At 43.0% G+C, this 22,932-nt stretch carries 22 protein-coding genes and 1 riboswitch; of the genes, 2 read left to right on the forward strand and 20 right to left on the reverse strand.

What is annotated here, in order from left to right:
- Positions 1–496 precede the first annotated feature (496 nt).
- The 3 genes from N1I86_RS06625 to N1I86_RS06635 all read right to left on the reverse strand — a co-directional run bounded on the left by N1I86_RS06625 (position 497) and on the right by N1I86_RS06635 (position 3,996).
- Positions 497–1,729 (reverse strand): erythromycin esterase family protein, encoded by a 1,233-nt coding sequence (locus tag N1I86_RS06625; RefSeq protein WP_341095574.1) that lies wholly within the window; start codon positions 1,727–1,729, stop codon positions 497–499.
- A gap of 149 nt (positions 1,730–1,878) precedes the next feature.
- A complete protein-coding gene (locus N1I86_RS06630) occupies positions 1,879–2,190 on the reverse strand; it encodes a YerC/YecD family TrpR-related protein (protein WP_003354092.1) in 312 nt (103 codons plus the stop codon).
- A gap of 66 nt (positions 2,191–2,256) precedes the next feature.
- A complete protein-coding gene (locus N1I86_RS06635; RefSeq protein WP_341095577.1) occupies positions 2,257–3,996 on the reverse strand; it encodes an adenine deaminase C-terminal domain-containing protein in 1,740 nt (579 codons plus the stop codon).
- Between the two features lie 365 nt (positions 3,997–4,361).
- On the opposite strand from N1I86_RS06635, the gene N1I86_RS06640 reads away from it, so the two are divergent.
- Both N1I86_RS06640 and N1I86_RS16710 read left to right on the forward strand, forming a co-directional pair.
- Positions 4,362–4,676 carry a YgaP family membrane protein gene (locus N1I86_RS06640; protein WP_270583405.1) on the forward strand — a complete coding sequence of 105 codons (315 nt, stop codon included), beginning with the start codon at positions 4,362–4,364 and terminating at the stop codon, positions 4,674–4,676.
- 289 nt (positions 4,677–4,965) lie between these two features.
- Entirely contained in the window at positions 4,966–5,073 is a 108-nt protein-coding gene (locus N1I86_RS16710) for an EYxxD motif small membrane protein (protein ID WP_412677267.1), read from the forward strand.
- Here N1I86_RS16710 and purD read toward each other — a convergent pair.
- The 17 genes from purD to ltrA form a co-directional block, all read right to left on the reverse strand.
- Positions 5,051–6,319: a phosphoribosylamine--glycine ligase gene (purD, locus tag N1I86_RS06645; RefSeq protein WP_341095579.1), complete on the reverse strand. Its 1,269-nt coding sequence runs from the start codon at positions 6,317–6,319 to the stop codon at positions 5,051–5,053. The two genes, N1I86_RS16710 and purD, sit on opposite strands and share 23 nt — an antisense overlap.
- A 114-nt stretch (positions 6,320–6,433) precedes the next feature.
- Positions 6,434–7,969 carry a bifunctional phosphoribosylaminoimidazolecarboxamide formyltransferase/IMP cyclohydrolase gene (gene purH, locus N1I86_RS06650; protein ID WP_341095581.1) on the reverse strand — a complete coding sequence of 512 codons (1,536 nt, stop codon included), beginning with the start codon at positions 7,967–7,969 and terminating at the stop codon, positions 6,434–6,436.
- Positions 7,970–7,984: 15 nt separating this feature from the next.
- Positions 7,985–8,551: a phosphoribosylglycinamide formyltransferase gene (gene purN / locus N1I86_RS06655; protein WP_327797160.1), complete on the reverse strand. Its 567-nt coding sequence runs from the start codon at positions 8,549–8,551 to the stop codon at positions 7,985–7,987.
- A gap of 19 nt (positions 8,552–8,570) precedes the next feature.
- Positions 8,571–9,596, reverse strand: coding sequence for a phosphoribosylformylglycinamidine cyclo-ligase (gene purM / locus N1I86_RS06660; protein ID WP_341095584.1), 1,026 nt, complete (start codon positions 9,594–9,596; stop codon positions 8,571–8,573).
- A gap of 55 nt (positions 9,597–9,651) precedes the next feature.
- Entirely contained in the window at positions 9,652–11,067 is a 1,416-nt protein-coding gene (purF, locus tag N1I86_RS06665) for an amidophosphoribosyltransferase (protein ID WP_341095586.1), read from the reverse strand.
- Complete coding sequence (gene purL, locus N1I86_RS06670; RefSeq protein WP_341095588.1) at positions 11,052–13,271, reverse strand: phosphoribosylformylglycinamidine synthase subunit PurL; 2,220 nt, start codon at positions 13,269–13,271, stop codon at positions 11,052–11,054. Before purL ends, purF begins: the two co-directional genes overlap by 16 nt.
- Positions 13,255–13,938 carry a phosphoribosylformylglycinamidine synthase subunit PurQ gene (purQ, locus tag N1I86_RS06675; RefSeq protein WP_341095590.1) on the reverse strand — a complete coding sequence of 228 codons (684 nt, stop codon included), beginning with the start codon at positions 13,936–13,938 and terminating at the stop codon, positions 13,255–13,257. Before purQ ends, purL begins: the two co-directional genes overlap by 17 nt.
- Entirely contained in the window at positions 13,935–14,189 is a 255-nt protein-coding gene (gene purS / locus N1I86_RS06680; protein WP_003354079.1) for a phosphoribosylformylglycinamidine synthase subunit PurS, read from the reverse strand. The genes purQ and purS overlap by 4 nt, the downstream gene beginning before the upstream one ends.
- Positions 14,182–14,904, reverse strand: coding sequence for a phosphoribosylaminoimidazolesuccinocarboxamide synthase (purC, locus tag N1I86_RS06685; RefSeq protein WP_341095592.1), 723 nt, complete (start codon positions 14,902–14,904; stop codon positions 14,182–14,184). Before purC ends, purS begins: the two co-directional genes overlap by 8 nt.
- A gap of 128 nt (positions 14,905–15,032) precedes the next feature.
- On the reverse strand, positions 15,033–16,331 hold the full coding sequence (gene purB / locus N1I86_RS06690) for an adenylosuccinate lyase (RefSeq protein WP_003354077.1): 1,299 nt from the start codon (positions 16,329–16,331) through the stop codon (positions 15,033–15,035).
- Positions 16,328–17,485, reverse strand: a complete 1,158-nt coding sequence (gene purK, locus N1I86_RS06695) for a 5-(carboxyamino)imidazole ribonucleotide synthase (RefSeq protein WP_341095596.1) — start codon at positions 17,483–17,485, stop codon at positions 16,328–16,330. Before purK ends, purB begins: the two co-directional genes overlap by 4 nt.
- On the reverse strand, positions 17,478–17,966 hold the full coding sequence (purE, locus tag N1I86_RS06700) for a 5-(carboxyamino)imidazole ribonucleotide mutase (RefSeq protein WP_040341288.1): 489 nt from the start codon (positions 17,964–17,966) through the stop codon (positions 17,478–17,480). The genes purK and purE overlap by 8 nt, the downstream gene beginning before the upstream one ends.
- A gap of 229 nt (positions 17,967–18,195) precedes the next feature.
- Positions 18,196–18,297: riboswitch (purine riboswitch) on the reverse strand.
- An 80-nt stretch (positions 18,298–18,377) separates the two neighbouring features.
- A complete protein-coding gene (locus N1I86_RS06705; RefSeq protein WP_048624115.1) occupies positions 18,378–18,572 on the reverse strand; it encodes an NETI motif-containing protein in 195 nt (64 codons plus the stop codon).
- Between the two features lie 228 nt (positions 18,573–18,800).
- Positions 18,801–19,769, reverse strand: a complete 969-nt coding sequence (locus N1I86_RS06710; protein ID WP_341095599.1) for a hypothetical protein — start codon at positions 19,767–19,769, stop codon at positions 18,801–18,803.
- A 437-nt stretch (positions 19,770–20,206) separates the two neighbouring features.
- Positions 20,207–20,593, reverse strand: a complete 387-nt coding sequence (locus tag N1I86_RS06715; protein WP_341095601.1) for a DUF3841 domain-containing protein — start codon at positions 20,591–20,593, stop codon at positions 20,207–20,209.
- 21 nt (positions 20,594–20,614) lie between these two features.
- Positions 20,615–20,791, reverse strand: a complete 177-nt coding sequence (locus N1I86_RS06720) for a hypothetical protein (RefSeq protein WP_341095603.1) — start codon at positions 20,789–20,791, stop codon at positions 20,615–20,617.
- A 349-nt stretch (positions 20,792–21,140) separates the two neighbouring features.
- Positions 21,141–22,403: a group II intron reverse transcriptase/maturase gene (gene ltrA, locus N1I86_RS06725; RefSeq protein WP_003354109.1), complete on the reverse strand. Its 1,263-nt coding sequence runs from the start codon at positions 22,401–22,403 to the stop codon at positions 21,141–21,143.
- Between the last annotated feature and the right edge of the window lie 529 nt (positions 22,404–22,932).

The following is a 22,932-nucleotide window of genomic DNA, read 5'->3' on the forward strand; positions in this document are numbered from 1 at the left end:
TCATTTATTGGATAATAAAAGTATTTTTTTCAAAAATATCAGAATATAAAAATTGCGGTGGAATCGCTTTGTACCAATACGAATTTGTTAGCGTAAAAATCAACGCCTTGAATTGTCAATATAGCCGATTGTCTTTTTAAGTGGATTGGAGTCAATATTTCGGGTATAAAAGTTAATCTCTTTTCCTGATTTAATCTTCAATTGGATGATGAGTTTGATACTCTAGGATCATGAGAAATAGAAGTCCAAAAGATCAAAGAAGTCAAAAATGTATTGTAGTATAGAGACAAATGTTGCACCGCGATAGAAAGAGTAAACGCATATCTAAAGAAGTAATCCAACTAAACAACGTACGTTACAAGACAAGAAAAAATATAAGTTCACTTTGACATCAAACATACTGATTTGTAATGCTTCAAAATGAGCCATAGACCGCTAAAAGCCAAAAACGGCAATTTATAGGAAGACTTCTGATGATCATACAATGAAAGTCATCTTAAAGATAATGAGGTGGTGAAACTTTTTTTATAAAGAAAATACCGTCCAACTGCTGCGCTGGAGTAATTAATTTTTGCATTGTTCCTGATTCTAATATAAGAGTTTTGTTAAAAATCCATTTGTTCAATTCGTTGGGTGATACATCTGAAAAATCAATGAAAGATATCGATGATTTATTATGGTTCATATAATCTTCAAGACTCTTTTTGGGAGGTTTAACTAAATCATATATTGTTTTATTATTTAAGGCCGCCTTCCCTTCATACATAAACAGTCCGAGATAATAGGATTTACTAACCATCTCTGGACTCATTAATGATCCCATAGGTTTGTATTTGATTAAATTTTCATAATTTTTATAAATATGGGAGTTGTGTGCCCATACTATAATTTTTTCATTCGGGTATAATTTTTCACAAATCCATTCTAGATTGTATGCCATAATTTGATCTCTAATTTTCTGATAAGTACGATGTCCAGTGGCAAGGTTTGATAATAAAAGGCGTCTATTTTCTATGACTCTTTGAATTAATTGAAAATATATATGCATATCTTTGCTAATAAACTCTTTTTCCAACTCCTCTAATGTCTTATGTAGCGAGGAGAACAATTCTGTTAATTCTTTTTGGGTTTCCAAATACTCTTGCATAATATGTTTTGGTATTTTCTTCCCTTCTCCCTTTAACTTACCAATACGCATATACCAATCCATTGTTGCTTTATCCAAAGCTTTTATACTTAATTTGAATTTTAAGGGTAAATCAATATCCAGTTTGTCCAACAGATCTACAAATAAGTTTTGTTTGGATGAAGGTTGAAAATCAAATCCTATAAGATTCAAATCAGATCCTTTTATTAATTCAAACAAAGGTAGCGTTTCTTCTGTTTTCCATAAAGAAAATATTGATTTATCCATAAGTTCATTTACAGAAATAGCATCTTTAAAGTAGTTAGCGCTATAGCATTCACTTAGGCCGCTTTCAAATGCTATTACCTTGAATCCCATTTTGTGATATAAGAATTCAATAAGTTTGGATTTTAAAAGATTATGCTCTGCAATTCCATGTCCATTTTCACCCAACCAAACGATTTGCTTATCCTTTAATATATTTTCTAAAAAATCAAAATCATTAATCCCGCATTTTTCCAGGGATTCTATACCGTAACTGTGTTCTCTAACCCATTCCACAATCTTCTTATATTTTCTATTCGTTAATTGAAAGATTGACATAATTGCCACCCGCTTCATTTTTTATAATTAAGTCTTTCTTTTTCAATAACTTCATACTTGGTAGCAAGGCTACTCAAGGGCAATCCTTATCGCTTCAAACTCCAATAAGCCATGCTAGAAGCAAGAAAACGGAGGAAAATCCCCCGTCATCATTCGCCGCTTTGCTCTTTTTCATTTTTGATTCTATCTAATACCATTCGATAAGCATCATTTCCATAATTCAAACAGCGCTTCACGCGGGAAATGGTAGCGGTGCTGGCGCCGGTTTCATTCTCAATTTTGTGGTACGTTTTCCCTTCCTGGAGCATTCTGGCCACTTCAAGGCGCTGCGCAAGAGATTGAATTTCATTAACCGTGCACAAATCATCAAAAAAACGATAGCATTCTTCTAAATCTTTTAACGATAAAACTGCCTGAAAAAGCTGATCCAACTCTTTGCCGCGCAATTTATCAATTTGCATCAACGATTCATACTCCTTTTCCCGATATTTTTGAAAATGGAATTGATATGTCTGTATTTCATTATTTTAACGCATTATAGTGGGAAAGAGTATAGTTTTTTTCATGACATCATAGATGCCGCGCGAAGTAACACGAATATACGGCAAATGGGTAGCTGACAGAAAAAGCAGTGTGTAAAAAGGATCAGAAAAAGAATAGCCGCGGTCGATTAACAATTTTTTCATCCTTTTTTCTTCTTTGATCAACTCTTCCATGCTCTGATCTGACATCATGCCGGAAAGCTTAAGGGAGATTTCATGAATGACTTTGCCGTTTTCCGCAAGAACAATTCCTCCCCCGATCTCTTTCATTCTTTGAAAAGCTCGACGCATTTCTTCTTTGCGTTTTCCGATCAATACAATATCGCCAGTGCTTGAAAAGGATGAAGCAAGACCTTGCACTCGATTGTCAAAACCTTTTAACACTGTGCTCACCCGCCATTGTCCGTTTCGGTCCAATAACAGCAAAAAGCTTTCATCATCCTCCGGAAGTTGATCCAATGAAATATCCCTTGTTAGTGAATACGGCTTCGTAATAACATCGTTGACCATCTGGATGCCAAACGGCATTGAAAACTGCAGATCTTCTTTTTTTAAATCCCAATGGAACGATATTGGTTTCAAGCCCCAATTTTCCCATTTGATCGGATGGCCATGATACACCTTCGTTCCGTTCTTTTTGACCCACTGTCCTTTCGACAAAACGGAAACAGGCGTCGGATTGTTTTCGTTTTCCAGAAAATTAATATTGGCTACTCGTCCAGGAGCAATCATACCGTAATAATGATCGATTCGATAATGCTTTGCGACATTATAGCTGGCCATTTGGTAAGCATCCATCGTCGGAACGCCAAATTCCAACGCTTTGGCGATCATACGGTCGATCACCCCGTCTTCATAGAAAGAGGGAAAAGAGCCATCCGTTGTAAACGTCATTTGATCATACTGATCCAAACCCATTTCCCGAATTTCTCTTAAAAGGATTTCTAAATCTGGACGTATGGAAGAATGGCGCAAAGCTACCGTATATCCTTGCATCAGTCGTTTGTACACATCTTTTCCGGTCATCGATTCATGGTCGCCATCTGCTCCTAAAAGCGTCATTTTCGTAAGCGTTTTCTCCGAAGCTCCCGGAAAATGACCTTCAATTCTTTTTCCAAGCCTCTTTGTTTCCTGTATCCAGTGAAGAATCATATCATCTCCGTCCAACAATTTTGGCCATCCAGTCAGCTCTCCCCCTTGGATAACAAACCCGCTTTCAATCCATGATTTGACATCTCTATGCGAAAATTTTTCATCCTCTTGATTCAGTTCCGTCATCGGATCATACCGGCACCACCAAAACAAAGAGAACGGAAGCTTATTTAACTCATTCATCAAAGAAAACGCTTTCTTATTTTTTAAAAACAAGAACAACACAAGATTATCGCTGACGAAACTCGTTGTTCCTGATTGAGATGCATATTCGGCAAATGACTGGGGATTATAAAGTTGAAAAGGATGAACATGCGGCTCAATGTAACCAGGCACAAGCGTAAAATTTTCACAGTTTACTACTTCACATCCGTCTAGCTTTTGCGGCAGTTTCTCCCCGACATAAACGATGCGGTCGTTTGCGATCCAAATATTGGCTTCCATCCATCTTCGCATTGTGGAATGCAAAAATCGCGCGTTTTTCAGCAATATATTCGGAGGCTTTTCTCCGTCAATCACTGCCACATGATCTCTGAGCTGTCTGTTTTTCCACCGATAATGCTGTTCTAACATAATTAAGGGCCCTCCTAATTGTATTAAAACTTTCTACTATGGATTCTTCCCGTTCTCCTCTTTAAATATATGGGCTTATGCTGAACGGATGAATCATACACAAAAAGCTCTTTTGCTGAATGAAAAAAAGCTGTCATTGAAAAAACTGTCCTTTGCTGAAAAGATGAAGTGAATAGCTAAACATTCCGCCTGTTTCATTCGGTACTATGTCAAAAACGGAATCATCCTTTTTCCGCTTTTTGCAGTGGCGATGTTTACTGATATTCAAGGAAAAAATGGTAATTTTAATAGTACCATATTTTGGCGACAAACTCAGGGTAAAAAGAATGTAAAGTTTGAAAATTTAGTGAAAAGAGGCGATCCCTTTGAAAGTAAAACAAAATATCGGCATTTTGAATGCTTTGATTCGAATAACCTGCGGACTCACAATGCTTGCATGGGGGACAGCTAAGCTTTCCAAAAAGCCTTGGCGACAATCGTATTTGTTCATCGCTTTCCTAGGGGCCATGCGGGTTGGAGAAGGAATTTTACAATATTGTCCGCTGACCGACCTATGGGAAAACGGTTCTTTCATGAACCAGCAGAATAACCAAAACCGTCAAAATCAGCAAAACCAACAGAATCAACAAAATCAGGCGGACCGTAAGGAAGACATCGACATTCCTTACAATCCGTCATAAATATCTAAATCCTCGAGAAGTTTTTTTCAAAATCAGCTTTCACGAGATTGATGACAGTCTAAATAACATTAAATTGCGTCAGAACGTCTTTTTCAAATAGGAGGGCGCGGTCTACCAATAAGAAGGCACTTAAACAGAAAGCGAATAGCCTGAACAATCTTGAAATGCCGCCTGAATGTTTCAAAAGAAACTATCAGGCGGTTGATGACAAGAGTTAAGCATTAAGCACTATGAAAGGCAATTTCAACTGACCAAAAGGAGTGAACGAAAAATGTACAATCGGACGTTTATGGAATATATCACACACTCGTCATTTGCACTTATTCTTCTCATTGGAAGTATTGCTGCTCTCATCTATATTTTTTTCCGCATGTCTAAGAGGAGAAACGAGCAATAGCCCTTGCACCGATATCTTTTCGGTAAAAAAATCCTGCCTGATCCAATTTTTTCATTTCCCGGTAGACTTGCTGCTGGGCTGCTTCTACCGATGCACCGCTAGCCGCAACCAACAGAACGCGGCCGCCGTCGGAACAAATGGCTCCTTTCTCACTTCGAATCGTTCCCGCATGATAAACCGTCGCCTGCTCAATTTCATCTAATCCCTTGATGGGGACTCCTTTTTGATACGATCCCGGGTAGCCTTCTGAAGCTAATACAACCCCAAGAACCGCTTCCTCTTTCCATTTGAGTTGTGGATCTTTTCCAGCCAGCACATCTAAAAACACCTGCGCCAAATCGGATTCCAATCGCGGCAAAACGACTTGAGTTTCAGGGTCTCCAAAACGGGCATTAAATTCGATCGTTTTTGGACCTTGTTTTGTCATCATCAAGCCGGCAAAGATAACCCCTGTGAACGGACATCCTTCTTTCACCATTGCCTTTGCACATGGCTCCAAAATTTCGCGGACGGATTGTTCGACGATGTCAGCCGGCAAATGAGGGACCGGTGAATAAGCCCCCATCCCGCCTGTGTTCGGTCCTTTATCGCCGTCATACGCCCGCTTATGGTCTTGGGCAGCGACCATGGGATATACTTTTTCGCCTTGAACAAAGGCCATCAGAGAATATTCTTCCCCTTGCAGATATTCTTCAATCACCAATTTGGACGACGCTTCGCCAAATTTCTGATTCAAAAGCATTTCTTCAAGGGCCGATAACGCTTCTTCCAACGTCATGGCCACGGTAACCCCTTTTCCGGCTGCAAGCCCATCTGCTTTTAGCACGATAGGAGCCCCGTGTTGGACAATATAAGCTTTTGCTTCCTCGAACTCTTCAAATACGGCATAGGATGCTGTAGGGATCTGATACTTCTTCATCAATTCTTTTGCAAATGATTTGCTGCTTTCTAACTGAGCTGCCTTTCGATTTGGTCCGAAAACCGCTAATCCACGCTGTTGAAAATAATCCACAATTCCGACAGCCAATGGATTTTCCGGACCGATTACCGTTAATTCAATGTCTTGTCTTTCCGCAAAATCGGCTAAACCGGCAAAATCCATTTCGTCTATATTCACTAACTCCGCATCTTCAGCAATACCGGCATTGCCTGGAGCACAAAATACTTTTTCAACAAGCACGCTTTCATTCAGCTTTTTGCAGATCGCATGCTCCCGTCCGCCTCTGCCGACCACAAGGATCTTCAAACCAGCCACCTCTTTTCTCATATTCTCATTCGCCCTCAAAGATTAGGGGAGGTAAAAAGCCCTGTCAAAACAAGACTGTCGATCGTCGGGCCTTTTCATACTTCCCCAAACCGTTTAATGTTTAAAATGACGAACGCCTGTAAACACCATTGCGATTCCGTATTCATCCGCCTTTTTAATGGAATCCTCATCACGGATCGATCCTCCCGGCTGGATAATAGCGGTGATTCCTGCTTTGGCTGCAGCTTCTACCGTGTCGTCCATCGGGAAAAAGGCATCTGAAGCAAGGCAAGCTCCTTTTGCCAAGTCGCCGGCTTGTTCAAGAGCAATTTTGGCAGCGCCGACGCGATTCATTTGTCCTGCTCCGATTCCTAACGTTCTTTCTTTGTTGGCCACCACGATGGCATTGGACTTCACATGCTTGACTACCTTCCATCCAAGCTTCAAAGCTTCCCATTCTTCTGCAGTAGGCTCTCTCTTCGTCACCGTCTTCAGCTCAGCTTCATCCAGCGAGAACGTATCCGGATCTTGGACTAAGAGGCCGCCTTCAACCGATGTCAATACTTCTTCTTTTTTCTTCTCGCCCGTAAACGGAAGGACTAACAGCCGAATATTTTTCTTCTTGGTTAAAATGTCCAGCGCTTCCTCTGAAAATTCAGGAGCCACCACAATCTCAAGGAAAATTTCATGCAGTTTTTCCGCCAGCTCTTTTCCGACCGGCCGATTAAGCGCCACAATCCCTCCAAAAATAGAAACTGGATCCGCTTCGTAAGCTTTTGCGTAGGCTTCTTCTATTGAATTCCCGATGCCCACTCCGCACGGATTCATATGTTTGACCGCAACGGCAGCCGGTTCTTGAAAATCTTTAATGATTTGCAAAGCAGCGTCCGCATCGCGAATGTTATTATAAGAAAGTTCTTTGCCATGCAATTGCTTGGCTCTGGCAATGGAAAAATCCGAACCGAGCGGTTTTTGATAAAAAGCCGCCTTTTGGTGCGGATTTTCACCATAGCGAAGCGTTTGTTTCAATTCATATGTATAAGTGACTCTCTCCGGATTCTCTTCGCCGGCAAGACGGGTCATATATTGCGAAATTAAAGCATCGTAAGCAGCCGTATGCCTAAATACTTTGGCAGCCAGTTTTCTCTTAGTTTCTTTGCTGACTTTCCCGTTTTCTTTCAGCTCGTCCAGCACTTTTCCGTAATCAGCCGCATCGACCAGCACCGTGACATACTCATGGTTTTTCGCTGCGGATCGAAGCATAGTCGGCCCGCCGATATCAATATTTTCAATAGCTTCTTCCGGAGTAACATCCGCTTTTTCAATCGTTTGTTGGAAAGGATACAAATTGACGCAAACGATTTCGATGGGTTCAATTCCTTGTTCGTTCATTTGCCGTTGATGCAGTTCGTGATCCCATTTCGCCAACAGCCCGCCATGAATAAGAGGATGAAGAGTCTTCACACGGCCTTCCAATATTTCCGGAAATCCAGTTATTTCTTCGACAGCTGTGACCGGGATTCCGTTTTCCGCCAAGATCGTTTTGGTGCCGCCGGTTGAAAGAATCTCAAATCCTAAAGAAACTAGCCCTTTTGCAAACTCCACGATCCCTTCTTTATTGGAAACACTGATTAATGCCCGTCTTTTCATAGTTGATCTCCCTTTCTATTCATCCAATAATTCATTGATGGTTTTCGGATATAACTCATGTTCAACAGCCTGGATTTTTTTCTGAAGCGTTTCTCTTGTGTCCTCAGCCAAAATGTTGACGCTTTGTTGAGCGATGATCGGCCCGGTATCCATTCCTTCATCGACAAAATGGATGGTAACCCCCGTCACTTTTACGCCAGCGTCCAAAGCTTGTCCAATGGCATCTTTTCCTGGAAACGCCGGCAAAAGCGAAGGATGAATATTCACGATACGGTTGCGATAACGATTTAAGAGTGTAGAGCCGATCAAACGCATGTAGCCGGCAAGGATGATCCATTCGACTCCCCTTTTGGCTAACTCTGATGCAATTTCGTTTTCAAACGCCTCTTTGGAAGGATACTCTTTTGCTCGAAAGGAAAACACAGGAATCCCCAAATGGCGTGCCCGTTTGACTACGTAAGCTTCCGGCTGATCGCATACAAGCAAGCAGATGTCCGCGTTTAGTTCCTTTCTTAAACTTGCTTCTGCCAGCGCCTGAAAATTGCTGCCGTTTCCAGACGCGAATATCGCCACTTTTTTCATTAGTATCCAACCTCTCCAATCAGGAAATGCGGATTCCCTCTTGAGGAACCACCTGGCCGATTTTGAACGCTTTTTCTCCTATTTGTTCAAGATCATTTAAAACAGACTCCGCATCCGCTGCTGCGACGATCAAGACCAGCCCAATTCCCATGTTAAAAATATTATACATTTCTTTCCGATCCAGTTTTCCATATTCTTTTAGCACTTCGAAAATGGCTGGTATTTCCCATGTGCCTTCTGCAATTTCCGCACCGTATCCGGCCGGCAGAGCACGAGGTATATTTTCAATAAAGCCTCCGCCTGTAATATGGGCCATCCCTTTAATTGTACCTTTTTTATGAATACTTTGGATTTTCTTGACATAAATTCGTGTCGGTTCAATCAATGCTTCTCCCAGTGTCCCCTTCAAACCGTCCAATTGAGAGTCGATGTGCAATCGATGCTCTTCAAAGAAGATTTTTCTCACCAAAGAATAGCCATTGCTATGAATTCCGCTTGATGGAAGACCGATCAAAACATCACCTGGCCTAATTGCACTTCCCGAAATGAGCTCGCTTTTTTCGCACGCCCCTACCGCAAAGCCGGCCAGATCATATTCCCCGGGAGCGTACATGCCCGGCATTTCTGCTGTCTCTCCTCCGATTAAGGCGCACCCTGCTTGTTCGCAGCCGTCAGCAATTCCTTTCACAATTTGTTCTATTTTCTCCGGCTCATTTTTCCCGCAAGCGAGATAATCGAGAAAAAAGATCGGACTGGCTCCTTGAACGAGGATGTCATTGACACACATGGCGACGCAATCGATGCCGATCGTATCGTGCTTATCCATCATAAAAGCAATTTTTAATTTGGTTCCCACACCATCTGTACCTGATACGAGAACAGGTTCTTTAAGCTGGAGGACGGATAAATCAAACAAACCGCCGAAACTTCCAAGTGCTCCCATCACCCCAAGCCTTTTCGTCCGTTCGACATGTTTTTTGATTCGTTCAACTGCTTCATACCCTGCTTCTATATCCACTCCAGCCGACTTATATGATTTTGCCATTCCCGGTCCTCCTCCATTTGCGTCCTTCTAACAATGTATTGGGAAACCATTTCGACTAAGATAAAGTCACCATCTGTTCTTTTCCTGCGGGATATATCTCCGTCGGATATTTTCCGGTAAAACAGGCTAAGCATTGCCCGCAATGATTTCCGTCTTTTGCATGGCCAATGGCCTCGATCATTCCTTCAAGGCTTAAAAAAGTTAAAGAATCCGCGCCAATCAATTGTTTGATTTCTTCTACAGAATGAGAAGAAGCAATTAATTCTTCTTTCGTTGATGTGTCAATCCCATAGAAACACGGATGGGTAATGGGGGGCGAACTGATGGCAACATGAACTTCTTTGGCACCTGCTTCTCTCAAAAGCTGAACAATTCGTTTGCTGGTCGTACCACGGACAATCGAATCATCCACCATAATCACTCTTTTCCCATTGACGACACCGCGAACGGCAGAAAGCTTCATTTTCACTCCTTGTTCGCGCAGCGACTGGGATGGCTGGATAAACGTGCGTCCGACGTAGCGGTTTTTGATGAGGCCCAGTTCATATGGAATACCGGAAGCTTCTGCATAGCCGATGGCAGCGGAAATGCTGGAATCCGGAACTCCCGTGACGACATCCGCTTCGATGCCCGCTTCTTCGGCTAATTTTTTCCCCATGCTCTTTCTGGCGCTATGCACATTAATCCCGTGAAGGTTGCTGTCAGGGCGGGAAAAATAAACGTATTCCATTGTACAAATGGCTTGATTGCTTTTTAACGCAAACGGCTCCGAATACATTCCTTCATTGTTGATGATGATCAATTCCCCCGGCTCCACCTCCCGGACGAATTGAGCACCGACAACATCAAATGCACATGTTTCCGAAGCGATGCACACCGCATCCCCGAGCCGTCCAACGGAAAGCGGTCTTAATCCGTTCGGATCGAGGGCAACCATCAACTCCGTTTCCGTCATGATCAGAAATGCGTATGCGCCTTTTAGCATGGTTAACGCGTTTTTGACCTGATCTTTCAAATGGACAAAACCACTTCTTTTAATTAAATGAGCAAGTACTTCTGTATCCGAACTGGTTTGAAAAATGCTTCCTTGAGCTTCCAGCTGATATTTGAGCATGGTGGCATTGACCAAATTGCCATTGTGAGCGAGGGCCAAGCTCCCGGTCTGGGAATGGAAGAGAAGGGGCTGAACGTTTTCGTACCCTCCTCCGCCTGCTGTCGCGTAACGGACATGGCCGATTGCACCGTATCCATGCAAATTGTGGATGGCTTCACGGCTGAAAATCTCTGTCACTAACCCTTCCCCTTTTAACCCCTTTAATTCGCAGCCGTCCGTTACGACAATTCCGGCTCCTTCTTGACCGCGGTGCTGTAAACTATGAAGGCCGTAATACGTGATCTGAGCAGCATTTTCATGTCCCCAAACGCCAAACACTCCGCATTCTTCGTTTAATCCTTTTATTTCAGCAAGCATGGGATAGCTCCTTTCCAGGCTTGTTCAAGCTCACTCACTTGCGCCTGCAAAATCGATTCATTTTCAGCAGATCGAATCGTTAAAAGCGGTTCGTCGACAACGCGGCCTACGCACACCGCGTCCGTCACAATCGTTTCAAAAAGGCTGCGATGTTCCGGTTTCACCGATAACACATAACGTGATTGCGTTTCGCTAAACAGTTCGCAAACGGCCTCGCCTTCAATTTTTATATCCGCTCCTAAGCCAGTGCCAAACAAACACTCTGACAACGCGACAGCCAATCCCCCTTCGGAAATATCATGAGCAGATTGTACGGTTTTCCTTTTAATAGCTTGCAGAATAGCTTGCTGCCTTTTTTGTTCTACCGCTAAATCGATTTCCGGCGCTTTACCGAAAATACGACCTTCCAGCATTTTTTGAAGTTCGCTGCCGCCGAAATCGTTGTTCGCTTTCCCCACGACGTAAATATAATCGCCCGCTTGTTCAAACGTTTGTTTAGTAATGTGAGCCACGTCTTCAATCAGTCCAACCATGCCAACGACAGGAGTCGGATATATTGCCGCACCGTTTGTTTCATTGTAAAGCGATACGTTCCCGCCGATGACCGGAGTTTGAAGCGTCTTACAGGCTTCGCTCATTCCATCCACCGCTTTTTCCAGCTGCCAAAAGATTTCCGGCTTTTCCGGGCTGCCAAAATTCAAGCAGTCCGTAATAGCGAGAGGTTTACCGCCTGCGCAAACAATATTGCGAGCGGCTTCAGCGACTGCGATTTTTCCTCCTGTTTCCGGGTCAAGATAGAGATAGCGGGAATTGCAGTCTGTTGTCATCGCCAGCGCTTTTTTCGTCCCGCGGATTCGAATGACCGCCGCATCTGAGCCAGGCGCTACGACTGTATTCGTTTGAACTTGATAGTCATACTGCTGGTACACCCATTCTTTGCTCGCAATGGTCGGCTGCGAAAGCAGTTTGATCAGCGTTTCTTTAAAATCTTTCACTTCAGGTGCCGGTGCATCGATTTGCTGAAATTCACGGAAATAGTCCGGTTCTTTAGAAGGTTTATGGTAAACCGGAGCATTTTCCGCCAATGCATCGACCGGAACTTCCGCTACGACTTCGCCGCGATGAGTCAGTCTCAACATGGAATCATCCGTTACTTTTCCGACGACGACTGCTTCCAATCCATACTTTTGAAAAAGAGAAACGACTTCTTCCTCTCTTCCTTTTTTGACAACGATCAGCATTCTCTCCTGCGATTCGGACAGCATCATTTCATAAGGAGTCATGCCCGTTTCCCGTTGAGGCACAAGATCGAGGTTCATTTCGATTCCCGATCCGGCTTTGCTTGCCATTTCGGCCGCTGAACTGGTCAATCCGGCTGCTCCCATATCTTGAATTCCGACAAGTGCATCTGATTTCACCAATTCAAGACAGGCTTCTAGCAGCAGCTTTTCCATAAAGGGATCCCCCACTTGAACAGCCGGGCGCTTTTCTTCAGATTGCTCACTTAATTCCTCCGAAGCAAAAGTGGCCCCGTGAATTCCGTCGCGTCCTGTTTTCGCACCGACATACATGACGGAATTGCCTACCCCTACCGCTTGGCCTTTCTGAATATCTTGATGATCGATCAAGCCGACACACATTGCGTTCACCAGCGGATTCCCTTCATAAGAAGGATCAAATTGCACCTCGCCCCCAACCGTTGGAATGCCGATGCAATTTCCATAGCCGGCGATGCCTGCCACTACTTCTTGAAATAAATATCGGACTCTGGAAGACTCCAATTCTCCAAATCTTAAAGAATTCAACAAAGCTACCGGCCTTGCCCCCATGGAAAACACATCGCGGATAATTCCCCCCACACCGGTTGCCGCACCTTGATACGGTTCAATGGCAGAAGGGTGGTTATGGCTTTCGATTTTAAAAACGACTGCCTGGCCATCACCGATATCGACAATGCCGGCTCCTTCCCCCGGTCCTTGCAAAACTCCTTCTCCCTCTGTGGGGAATTTTTTTAGCACTACTTTTGAATTTTTATAGCTGCAGTGTTCCGACCACATGACAGAAAAAAGACCGGTTTCCGTGTAGTTGGGAAGCCTTCCCAAAATCGATTCAATTTGCGCAAATTCTTGGTCACTAAGACCCATTTGCCGATACAATTTATTTTCTTTTATCTCATCCGGTTTTGGTTCAGTGCGTAGTAGCATACGATTCCCTCCACTGTTTGACAATCGATTGGAAAAGCTTAAGGCCATCACTGCTGCCCAGCAGTTCGTTCACCGCTCTTTCAGGATGCGGCATCATCCCAAGTACATTCCCTTTTTCATTGATAATCCCGGCAATGTCGGCAACAGAACCGTTCGGATTGTTCTGATACGTAAAGACAATTCGCTTGTTAAGCTTTAACGTTTCAATCGTCTTGTCATCGCAATAGTAGTTGCCTTCGCCATGAGCGATAGGGATTCGGATCGTCTCCCCTAATTCATAACCGTTTGTAAACATCGTTTCATTATTTTCTACAGTCAGTTCTACCGTTTTGCAAATAAACTTTAATTGATCGTTTTTTCTCATGGCGCCAGGTAAAAGCCCTGATTCCAGCAAAATCTGAAATCCATTGCAAACGCCAAGAATCGGTTTCCCTTCTTCTGCCGCTTCGACCACTTTTTCCATCACTTTAGAAAAGCGGGCAATGGCGCCTGACCGCAAATAATCGCCGTATGAAAAGCCCCCCGGGAGCAAAATACCGTCATATCCGCTCAGATCATCAGCATCGTGCCAAACGAATTCCGCTTCTTCCCCCAATTCATCTTTGACGGCGTGGTACATATCGGCATCGCAATTGGAACCGGGAAAGACAATCACCGCAAATTTCACTGGATGACACCCTCCTCTATCTCATAACGAAATTCCTCTATCACCGGGTTGGCCAATAATTTCTCACACATTTCTCTGACCACGACATCGATGTCTTGATCGCTCTCCTTCACAGTCAGCTCCATATATTTTCCTATACGGACATCCTCCACCTGTCCGAATCCAAGGCTGTGAAGGGAACGCTGGACAGCACCCCCTTGAGGATCCAATACGCTTTCACGGAGTGTCACAAAAACTTTCACTTTATACATGTGTTTTCCCTCCTAATCTCGTAAGCACTTCGGTATAGGCATCGATTAAATTGCCAAGATTGCGGCGAAACACGTCTTTATCCAGCTTCCGATTCGTTTCTTTTTCCCAAAGCCTGCATGTATCAGGCGAAATTTCATCCGCAAGCAAAATTTGTCCTTGAGGCTCTTTGCCAAATTCCAATTTGAAATCGATCAAACGAATATTTAAGGAATCAAATAAGGAAATTAAAAACTGGTTGACTTTCAACGCCATCTTTTTGATTTGTTCCATTTCTTCAGAAGAAGCGATTTTTAAGAAGCGAATATGGTCTTCTATGATCAAAGGATCCCCAAGTTCGTCGTCCTTTAAGTAGAATTCTATGATAGGCTCTTCTAACGGGATCCCTTCTTCTATCCCCAGCCTTTTCGCCATGCTTCCTGCAGAAACGTTTCGAACCACGACTTCAAGCGGGATAATCTTCACTCGTTTGATCAGCTGCTCATGATCTGAAACTTGTTGGATAAAATGAGTCGGCAGATCCAACTCTTCTTTCATTTTCGTAAAAATAAAACTGCTAATTTGGTTGTTGAGGCTTCCTTTTCCGGCAATTTCCGCTTTTTTCTCTCCGTTAAAAGCGGTCGCGGAATCTTTATATTCCACGAATAGAATATCTTCTTGGTCGGTTGCATAAATCTTTTTCGCTTTTCCTTCATACAAAAGCTCGCCTTTTTTCAAGTTGTCCACCTCATTTTGGAATATTGATAATCTTCCGAATACAGCGGTTTTAAGAGAGGCCGACCGCTTTAAGCCCTCTTGCCTTTTTTGCAAACGCAAGAAACAGCCTAAAAGTCAGCCTCTTTTGCTTAGTCGTTCAAACCGAGACGATCAAAAATCGTATCGACATGTTTTAAATGATAGTGGTAATCGAAGCAATCATCGATTTCTTCTTTTGTCAACTTCGAGGTAATTTTTTCATCGCTTTCTACTAGTTGACGGAACGGCACTTGTTTTTCCCAAGCCTCCATGGCCCGCGGCTGAACGGTGTCATATGCCTCTTCACGTGTAAGGCCTTTTTCAATCAGGGCGAGCAAAACGCGTTGTGAATAAATAAGACCAAGCGTCTTTTCCATATTTCGTTTCATATTTTCCGGATAGACGGTCAAATTTTTCACGATATTGCCGAAGCGATTGAGCATGTAATTAAGGGCAATCGTCGCATCAGGCAAAATAATGCGTTCCGCAGAAGAATGGGAAATATCCCGTTCGTGCCATAGCGGTACGTTTTCATATGCAGTTTGCATATACCCTCTTACCACACGGGCCATTCCTGTCATGTTTTCCGATCCGATCGGATTCCGTTTATGAGGCATGGCCGATGATCCTTTTTGGCCTTTCGCGAAAAACTCCTCCACTTCTCTCGTTTCGCTCTTTTGAAGTCCGCGAATTTCCACGGCAAATTTTTCGATCGACGTCGCGATTAAAGCGAGCGTGCTCATGTAGTATGCGTGACGGTCGCGCTGAAGCGTTTGAGTGGAAATAGGCGCCGGTTTGAGGCCTAATTTTTGGCATACATATTGTTCAACAAATGGATCGATATTCGCATAAGTGCCAACGGCTCCGGAGATTTTTCCGTACTGCACTCCTTCAGCCGCTCGTTTGAACCGTTCCAAATTCCGCTTCATTTCTTCGTGCCAAAGCGCCATCTTTAACCCAAAAGTAGTTGGTTCCGCATGGACTCCATGAGTTCTTCCCATCATCACGGTATATTTATGTTCTTTCGCTTTTTGGCGAAGAATTTCAATAAAGTTTTCCAAATCTTTTAGCAAAATCTCATTTGCCTGCTTAAGCAAGTACGATAGGGCTGTATCGACAACGTCAGTAGACGTCAATCCATAATGAACCCATTTTCGCTCTTCGCCAAGCGTCTCCGATACGGCTCTTGTAAAGGCCACTACATCATGGCGAGTTTCTTCTTCAATTTCTTTAATGCGGCGAATATCAAAGCCTGCATTCTCCCGGATTTTTTTCACATCTTCTTTCGGGATGACTCCCAGTTCCGCCCACGCCTCGCAAGCAAGAATTTCCACTTCCAGCCAAGCGTTGAAGCGGTTTTCCTCCGTCCAAATCGCCCCCATCTCCGGGCGGGTGTAACGATCGATCATCTTATACTGCCTCCGATCTTTTCTTCTTTTGCGCTCCAAATCCTGCTATCGTCTATTTCTTGCAATGTTTTCACAAGATCGTCGGTCAAGACGGTGATATGCCCCATTTTTCTTTTCTCTTTCGCTTCTTTTTTTCCGTATAAATGAAACGACCAGTCCGGGTGGCGATGGAATTCGTTTAACGCCCCCTCTAAATGCTTGCCTAGAACATTGACCATAACAGCCGGTTTTAACAACTCCGTTTTCTGGAAAGGCCAATTGCAAATCGCTCGTATATGCTGTTCAAATTGAGACGCCTCGCAAGCTTCGATCGAATAATGGCCGGAATTGTGCGGTCTGGGGGCCAGTTCATTTATATAAATCTCACCGTTTGAGCACACGAACATCTCCACCGCCAGCGTTCCGATCAGTTCCAAATAGTCGGCGATCTTGAGCGCCAATTTCACCGCTTTTTGTTTGACATCCCCGTCCACTCTTGCCGGAACAATGGTTTGATGCAAAATATTCTCGACATGAATATTTTCGCCAACGGGCAAAAAGCTGACTTCGCGATCCGGATTGCGAAATACAATCACTGAAATTTCCGTCGTAAATGGAATCCATTTTTCCAATACACACGGACCTGATTGCAGCAATTCGGCTGCCTTTTCGATCTCGCTTTCGCGGCGAATCACATACTGGCCTTTTCCGTCATAACCGCCTCTTGAGGTTTTTAAAACAGCAGGATAACCAAGCTTTTTTATCTTATCATATAGTTCGTTTTCTTCGTAAATCACTTCATAAGGGGCCACCGGCACACCCGCTTTTGTGATCGCATCTTTCTCTAAAATCCGATCCTGAGTAATGCGAATCAATTCGGCTCCTTGCGGAAGATAGGCTCTTTGCTCGAGCCACCGCAATGACTCATAATCGATGTTTTCAAATTCGTACGTGATCACATCGCTTATTTGAGCAAGCCGCGCCAAAGCGTTTTGGTCATCGTAGGCCGCCGTAATTTCCACATCAGCCACTTGACCGCACGGAGAATCTTCCGCAGGATCTAATACAGCGATTCGAAACCCTTTTTCTTTTGCTGCCAGTGCCATCATTCTGCCTAGCTGGCCGCCGCCAATAATTCCAATCGTTTTTCCTGGCATAATGACTGGATTAGTCAAGTTGATCACTGCTTTCTAGTACTTTTTCTTTCAGCTCAATTCGTCGGTTTTCCAATTTGCGGGCAATGTCGGGATTCTCAATCGATAATATTTGCGCTGCCAGCAAACCGGCGTTCGTGGCGCCGGCACGCCCAATCGCTACTGTAGCCACCGGGATGCCGCCGGGCATTTGTACGATCGATAACAGGGAATCTAAACCATTTAATGCTTTGGATTGAACCGGAACTCCGATCACGGGAAGAGTCGTTTTAGCCGCTACCATCCCCGGCAAATGCGCGGCTCCACCCGCTCCTGCGATAATCACTTTGATCCCTCGATCTCTGGCACTTTCGGCATAATCAAACATCAAATCAGGAGTGCGATGTGCCGAAACGACTTTTTTCTCATATTCAATTTCTAATTCATCCAATACTTCACAGGCGTTTTTCATCGTTTCCCAATCCGATGCGCTTCCCATAATCACTCCTACTTCCGCCGGCATTTCCATCCCTCCACATGATGCAGTCTTATATAACAAAAAACCCGGCTTCACATACTTTCTTTGAGAGAAAGCAGTGAATCCGGGTAAGAAAAGACCAATTAAAAGCCTTTTATGGCAGGACTCATCGAAGAAAGATTTCTTCTTCCAATGGCGCTGCACATGGAATGAACGGCTTTCAGAACATAGTGCAATCGCCATCCTGAAGATGCCTCTTTCATTCACAGTTTTCCAGATAGCTACTTTCCCTCATAGTCCGATTATTTACGGTAATCGGGTAGAGACTTACGAGCCATATTCTCGTGATTATATGAGGGCTATTGAGTTGACAACTCCATCTTAACAATGAAAACAAGCCATTGTCAACAAAATTTTTCGAACAATAAAAACAATCTTAATAGAAAACGTTCGGGTTTAACCTTCTTTTTTCCCTTCAAACTTTATGATTCGCCCAACAGGAACATATTCTATTTTTCCGTTTATGTTCTTTTCTTGAAAGATAGGTTCTTCCGTTCTTCTAACGGGTTTATATCCTTCTTCGGACATTCGTGCCAGTAGTTGATCAATGGTTTCATTTTCTTTCATCTCAAATATCTTCTTTTTACTCATCAGAGCAGCTTCCTTTTTCCATCATTCGACCATATCGATTGATACCTGTACAATTTATGGATAGAGTATTTTTACTGTTGCGTTTTATTTTAAATCATACAGCCTCTCTGTCAAGATGCTATAACGATTTGTTCTTCTCTGTCCTATAGCAGTAACAGCCGATCCACATAGATTTGTAAAAACTTTATAATCATCTGCCGCACCTGCCTCTCGGCTTTGTGAACCATTTCAAATTCCCAACTCCTGTATCAAATGCTGAAATGTATAAAACGCCGGTTTCGGAGTATAATCATCCCGCATGATGCCAAATTGGTGAAAGAGATCATCTTTGGAACTGTCTGCATCCCTGAGACCAAAAAGCTCATAATGTGTGATATTGAGTTCTAGATGCAGATTATAAACGGTCCGTATGATCGTCTCTAGTACTTCAGATTGATGTTCGTAAGATCTGTCTTTGCCTACAAAAGGGTTTTTGCCCGTAGGCCATCCGTTTTCGGTAATGCGAATAGGGATGCAATCAGGTATACCGGCTGTCTTCAGATTCACTTCACGAAAACGCCGCAGCAAGTCCTCAACGGAAGCTGGGACTTTTTCCAATGAGAGCGGCTGTTCAAATACATCTACATAAAAATTATGCGCGACATAATCCAAAGAATCTATGAAAACCTCTCCGCCAATTTCAGCAAGGTTTTCCCAGAAATGCGGAACCACTTTTGGACCGTTATCCAGCACAGATCCAAATCCGATATCCACACGAACGTTCGCTGCTTCTGCTTCTTCTTTTGCTGCAAAAACCCCCTGCACCAACAATGGCAGGATGTTAGGGTTTGATCCGTCCATAAAGCTCAAATTAGGTTCATTCGTTATTTGCAGCGAATCAATATAAGAACCATACTCTCTAATGATTTTCCTAAAAAGCGCGAGCCAGTGATTCATTTCTATGTTTGGAGCCAAAGAACCTACTACCAAGTCCCCCATTAATCCCAAACGAACATATTTCTCCACGATCGACAAAAGCTTCTCTTCCGAATCAGCAGGTCCTGTATAAACGAGATAAATTCTTGGCAACAGCGATTTAGATTCTCCTCCTCGTAGACGTTTTAAGGCCATTTGAATTTGCTCATAGTTGTCTTGAGGTCCTACAGCTAAACCGGCAGGCGTACTGGCTACACTAAGCGGATAGATTCCAAACTGCACCCGGATGAAAGCATAAAAAACGCTCCTTTTTCTTGTATTGAATAAAGCAAATAGTAAATATATATTTACTATTTATATGAAGAAATAAATATATATTTACTTTTTATCCTAAAATATTGATGAAAATAGATAATGTTTTTTCTATCACTCGTGTTAATAATAAATAATTATTTACTTTATTGTCAACAGGATTTTGGAATACAGAAGAGACGTACAGTACATTTTTACAACAAATTATTTTAGAAGGACCGGGAAAAGTCAGAGAAATCATGCGCCGAGCCGAATACCCGTCATATTCCAGATTAATCCGTGAAAACGTCATTCATCTTTCGAGGAGGTTCCCGTACTCAGGTATTTTTGGATCTTATGATGCAATAATCAACAAAATCATTCTCGAAATCCATCAAGCAAAAAATTTCTCTCTCCTTACAAAATCACTACCTTGCAACAAAAAAATCCACCTTCCTTACCTGCTCCAATTTCAACTCCCAGAAAGTAGCTTGAATCGATAAGCTCCTTTTCTCCTCTTCATTCCTTGGCTCAATATCAAAAATACGTTTCCAGCTATCCACAATTTTCTGATGATAATAAGGGTCCGGAAGCGGCTTTTGCTGATAATAATCCAGCCCTCTTTTCTTTATTTCTTTGTCGAATAATTCCCCGTCTTCTTCATTTTCTTCGAGGTACCAATAATTCAGTACGTAATGCCATTTATCAAAATCGCTCAAAACAACCTGTTCATCAGGTATGTCTATTTCGAGACGTACACCTCTCGTTCCTTTCTCCAGAAAACCCGAAAAACGGAGGTCCGGACGAATATGCACGCCATTCCATTGTTTCCATGCCTACACAGGGTGCGATTCTTTTTCCGGTCTTGGCCCCAATCGTTTCTCCATTTCAATGATAAGCCAGTCGTACGAATCGAGGAAATCTTCATAAACAAGCTCCTTCGCACCACGATAAAAACCTTGTTGCTGCAACCATTCCCACACTTCAACAGGATGGATAGTCCATAGTTTCATCTTCATACCCCCTTAAAAGGATCATGATGTAAAAAAGCTTTCCTGTACAGCCAAAAGGAAGGAGATCATTCGTCTACTATCATCAGGATGAATATAAAAACCTAACCCAAAACCGCATAATAAAAGAGGACCTTCAGGCCAAATGACAAAGTCGTCTGGCCATGAACAAAGTTTAAAGTGTGATTTCTTTCCTCCCTTTACTTATTCTAAATTCTTACCGAATGGCAATTTGTGTTTATAGAATATTTGAGCTCCTTTTGATCCTGACGATTTGAAATCGAGTAGGAGGGGTGATTAACCCCCGTCCTCTCACACCACCGTACGTACGGTTCCGTATACGGCGGTTCAATCAAGATAAATGACGCAAGAATTCATAACGTTTCTGTAGACTTTTAAGCCCTTGGTTACTCCAATAGGAGTTTCCAAGGGTTCTGTGTAATATGGGACTTTTTGAGATTCGCCAATAACCTTTGCGACTGTTCCCCCATTCATAAGCTTTCCATTCAGGAACTCCTAGTTTTATGAGGTTGCGTATCCTGGTCTTTGAGGTCTTCCAGTTTTTCCATAAACACATCCGGAGTCTTCGTCGAATCCAGCCATCCAAATCTTCAAAGATACTCTTTGTGTCTGCTAATGCAAAATATCCACACCATCCAAGTAGATATTGGTTAAGTTTCTTAATCCGATATTCCATTGGGTATGGTATTTTTCTTGACGTGATTTCTCGCACCTTTTTCTTCATTCGTTTTAGACTTTGCTTGGCAATCCGAACTTTTGGCTCTTTTGAAGGTGTAAAACTAAATCCTAGAAACTTTCGTTTCCATGGTCGGTCAACCGCAGATTTCTTCTCGTTGACTTTTAGACGAAGTTTTCCCTCAATAAATCGTTTGACACTAGCCATGGTTCTTTCACCAGCCCGTTTTGACTTCACGTAAATATTACAGTCATCGGCATAACGAACAAATTTATGCCCTCTTTTCTCTAATTCTTTGTCTAGTTCATCTAGTACAATATTCGAAAGTAAAGGGCTTAGGGGGCCACCTTGCGGCGTCCCTTCTTCTGTCCTAGATACCACACCATTAATCATGACACCAGCTTGTAGATATTTGCGGATTAGCTTCAATAGTGGCTTTTCTTTAATAGTCTTGGCTAATGTACTCATCAGCCTGTCATGATTCACTCGATCGAAGAACTTTTCTAAATCCATGTCTACTACCCATCTATAACCATCTCTGATATAGCCTTTTGCTTTCCTAACTGCGTCATGAGCACTTCGATTTGAACGAAACCCATAACTATGTTCGGAGAACATAGGGTCATATATCCTCGATAATACTTGGGCAATTGCTTGTTGAATCAAACGGTCTGTTACGGTTGGAATACCTAGTAACCGAACACCGCCATCAGGTTTCGGGATTTCGACTCTTCGAACAGGCATTGGTTCATAGGTACCCTTGAGAATTGCCTCTTTAATGGATATCCAGTTTTCGACTATGTGCTGACGTAGGTTTTGTACGGGCATCATATCTACTCCATGGCTACCTTTGTTCTTTTCTACTCTTTGTAAAGCTAAAAGCATATTCTCCCGTGACAGGATTTGATTCAAAAGCATTGTTATTCTTCCTTCCGTGAATAGCTTATCTTCTTATGCCAGTGGTCACTCCACCCTCCAAGAGGTCCCCCACGGGATTCACCGTTTCCTTCCTCAAGTGAGGTACTACGTTTTCTGTGTTCAACATGACACACTGAATGCAAAGGGCTATTCTCTCTTAATTGTTCAGTCCTTCCGAATTGTTCTAGACCAATTCGTACTATGACCTCTGCTGACTTCTGATGGCTCAGCTACTTATCACTAAGTAGGTTATGAAGGCTACTTCACGTATCCATCAGACCTCCCCGGGTAAGAGTGTAATCTTTCCTTCCATCCATCTGCTTCATTTACTCTGTATCACCTTCGGCAGAAAGGGCTTTGTTTTGTTGTGCAAACTCACCCAGTGATACCTAGCCTCCTATGAAGTTCGTGTTCCTCAGATCGGAAGTTTGCCGCCCGCTTCCTTCAGATTCCGCGTCACCACGGACACCCTTGCGTTAAGCTAACTGCTACTTCTGCCTTCGCAGCTCGGGACTTTCACCCTATAGAT

It is taken from the genome of Bacillus sp. FSL W8-0116 (assembly GCF_038003825.1).
In the GTDB taxonomy this organism is placed as follows: Bacteria; Bacillota; Bacilli; order Bacillales; family DSM-4216; genus Bacillus_O; species Bacillus_O smithii.

Excerpts from the sequence above, each read along its gene's own strand:
- purE (WP_040341288.1), bottom strand. The coding sequence starts at position 17,966 with ATGCCGGCGGAAGTAGGAGTGATTATGGGAAGCGCATCGGATTGGGAA.
- N1I86_RS06630 (WP_003354092.1), bottom strand. The coding sequence starts at position 2,190 with ATGCAAATTGATAAATTGCGCGGCAAAGAGTTGGATCAGCTTTTTCAG.
- ltrA (WP_003354109.1), bottom strand. The coding sequence starts at position 22,403 with ATGCTTTTGAATCAAATCCTGTCACGGGAGAATATGCTTTTAGCTTTA.
- N1I86_RS06635 (WP_341095577.1), bottom strand. The coding sequence starts at position 3,996 with ATGTTAGAACAGCATTATCGGTGGAAAAACAGACAGCTCAGAGATCAT.
- purH (WP_341095581.1), bottom strand. The coding sequence starts at position 7,969 with ATGAAAAGACGGGCATTAATCAGTGTTTCCAATAAAGAAGGGATCGTG.
- purL (WP_341095588.1), bottom strand. The coding sequence starts at position 13,271 with ATGCTACTACGCACTGAACCAAAACCGGATGAGATAAAAGAAAATAAA.
- purM (WP_341095584.1), bottom strand. The coding sequence starts at position 9,596 with ATGGCAAAATCATATAAGTCGGCTGGAGTGGATATAGAAGCAGGGTAT.
- purS (WP_003354079.1), bottom strand. The coding sequence starts at position 14,189 with ATGTATAAAGTGAAAGTTTTTGTGACACTCCGTGAAAGCGTATTGGAT.
- N1I86_RS16710 (WP_412677267.1), top strand. The coding sequence starts at position 4,966 with ATGGAATATATCACACACTCGTCATTTGCACTTATTCTTCTCATTGGA.
- N1I86_RS06705 (WP_048624115.1), bottom strand. The coding sequence starts at position 18,572 with ATGAGTAAAAAGAAGATATTTGAGATGAAAGAAAATGAAACCATTGAT.
- N1I86_RS06720 (WP_341095603.1), bottom strand. The coding sequence starts at position 20,791 with ATGAAACTATGGACTATCCATCCTGTTGAAGTGTGGGAATGGTTGCAG.
- purN (WP_327797160.1), bottom strand. The coding sequence starts at position 8,551 with ATGAAAAAAGTGGCGATATTCGCGTCTGGAAACGGCAGCAATTTTCAG.
- N1I86_RS06625 (WP_341095574.1), bottom strand. The coding sequence starts at position 1,729 with ATGTCAATCTTTCAATTAACGAATAGAAAATATAAGAAGATTGTGGAA.
- purF (WP_341095586.1), bottom strand. The coding sequence starts at position 11,067 with ATGCTTGCTGAAATAAAAGGATTAAACGAAGAATGCGGAGTGTTTGGC.
- purB (WP_003354077.1), bottom strand. The coding sequence starts at position 16,331 with ATGATCGATCGTTACACCCGCCCGGAGATGGGGGCGATTTGGACGGAG.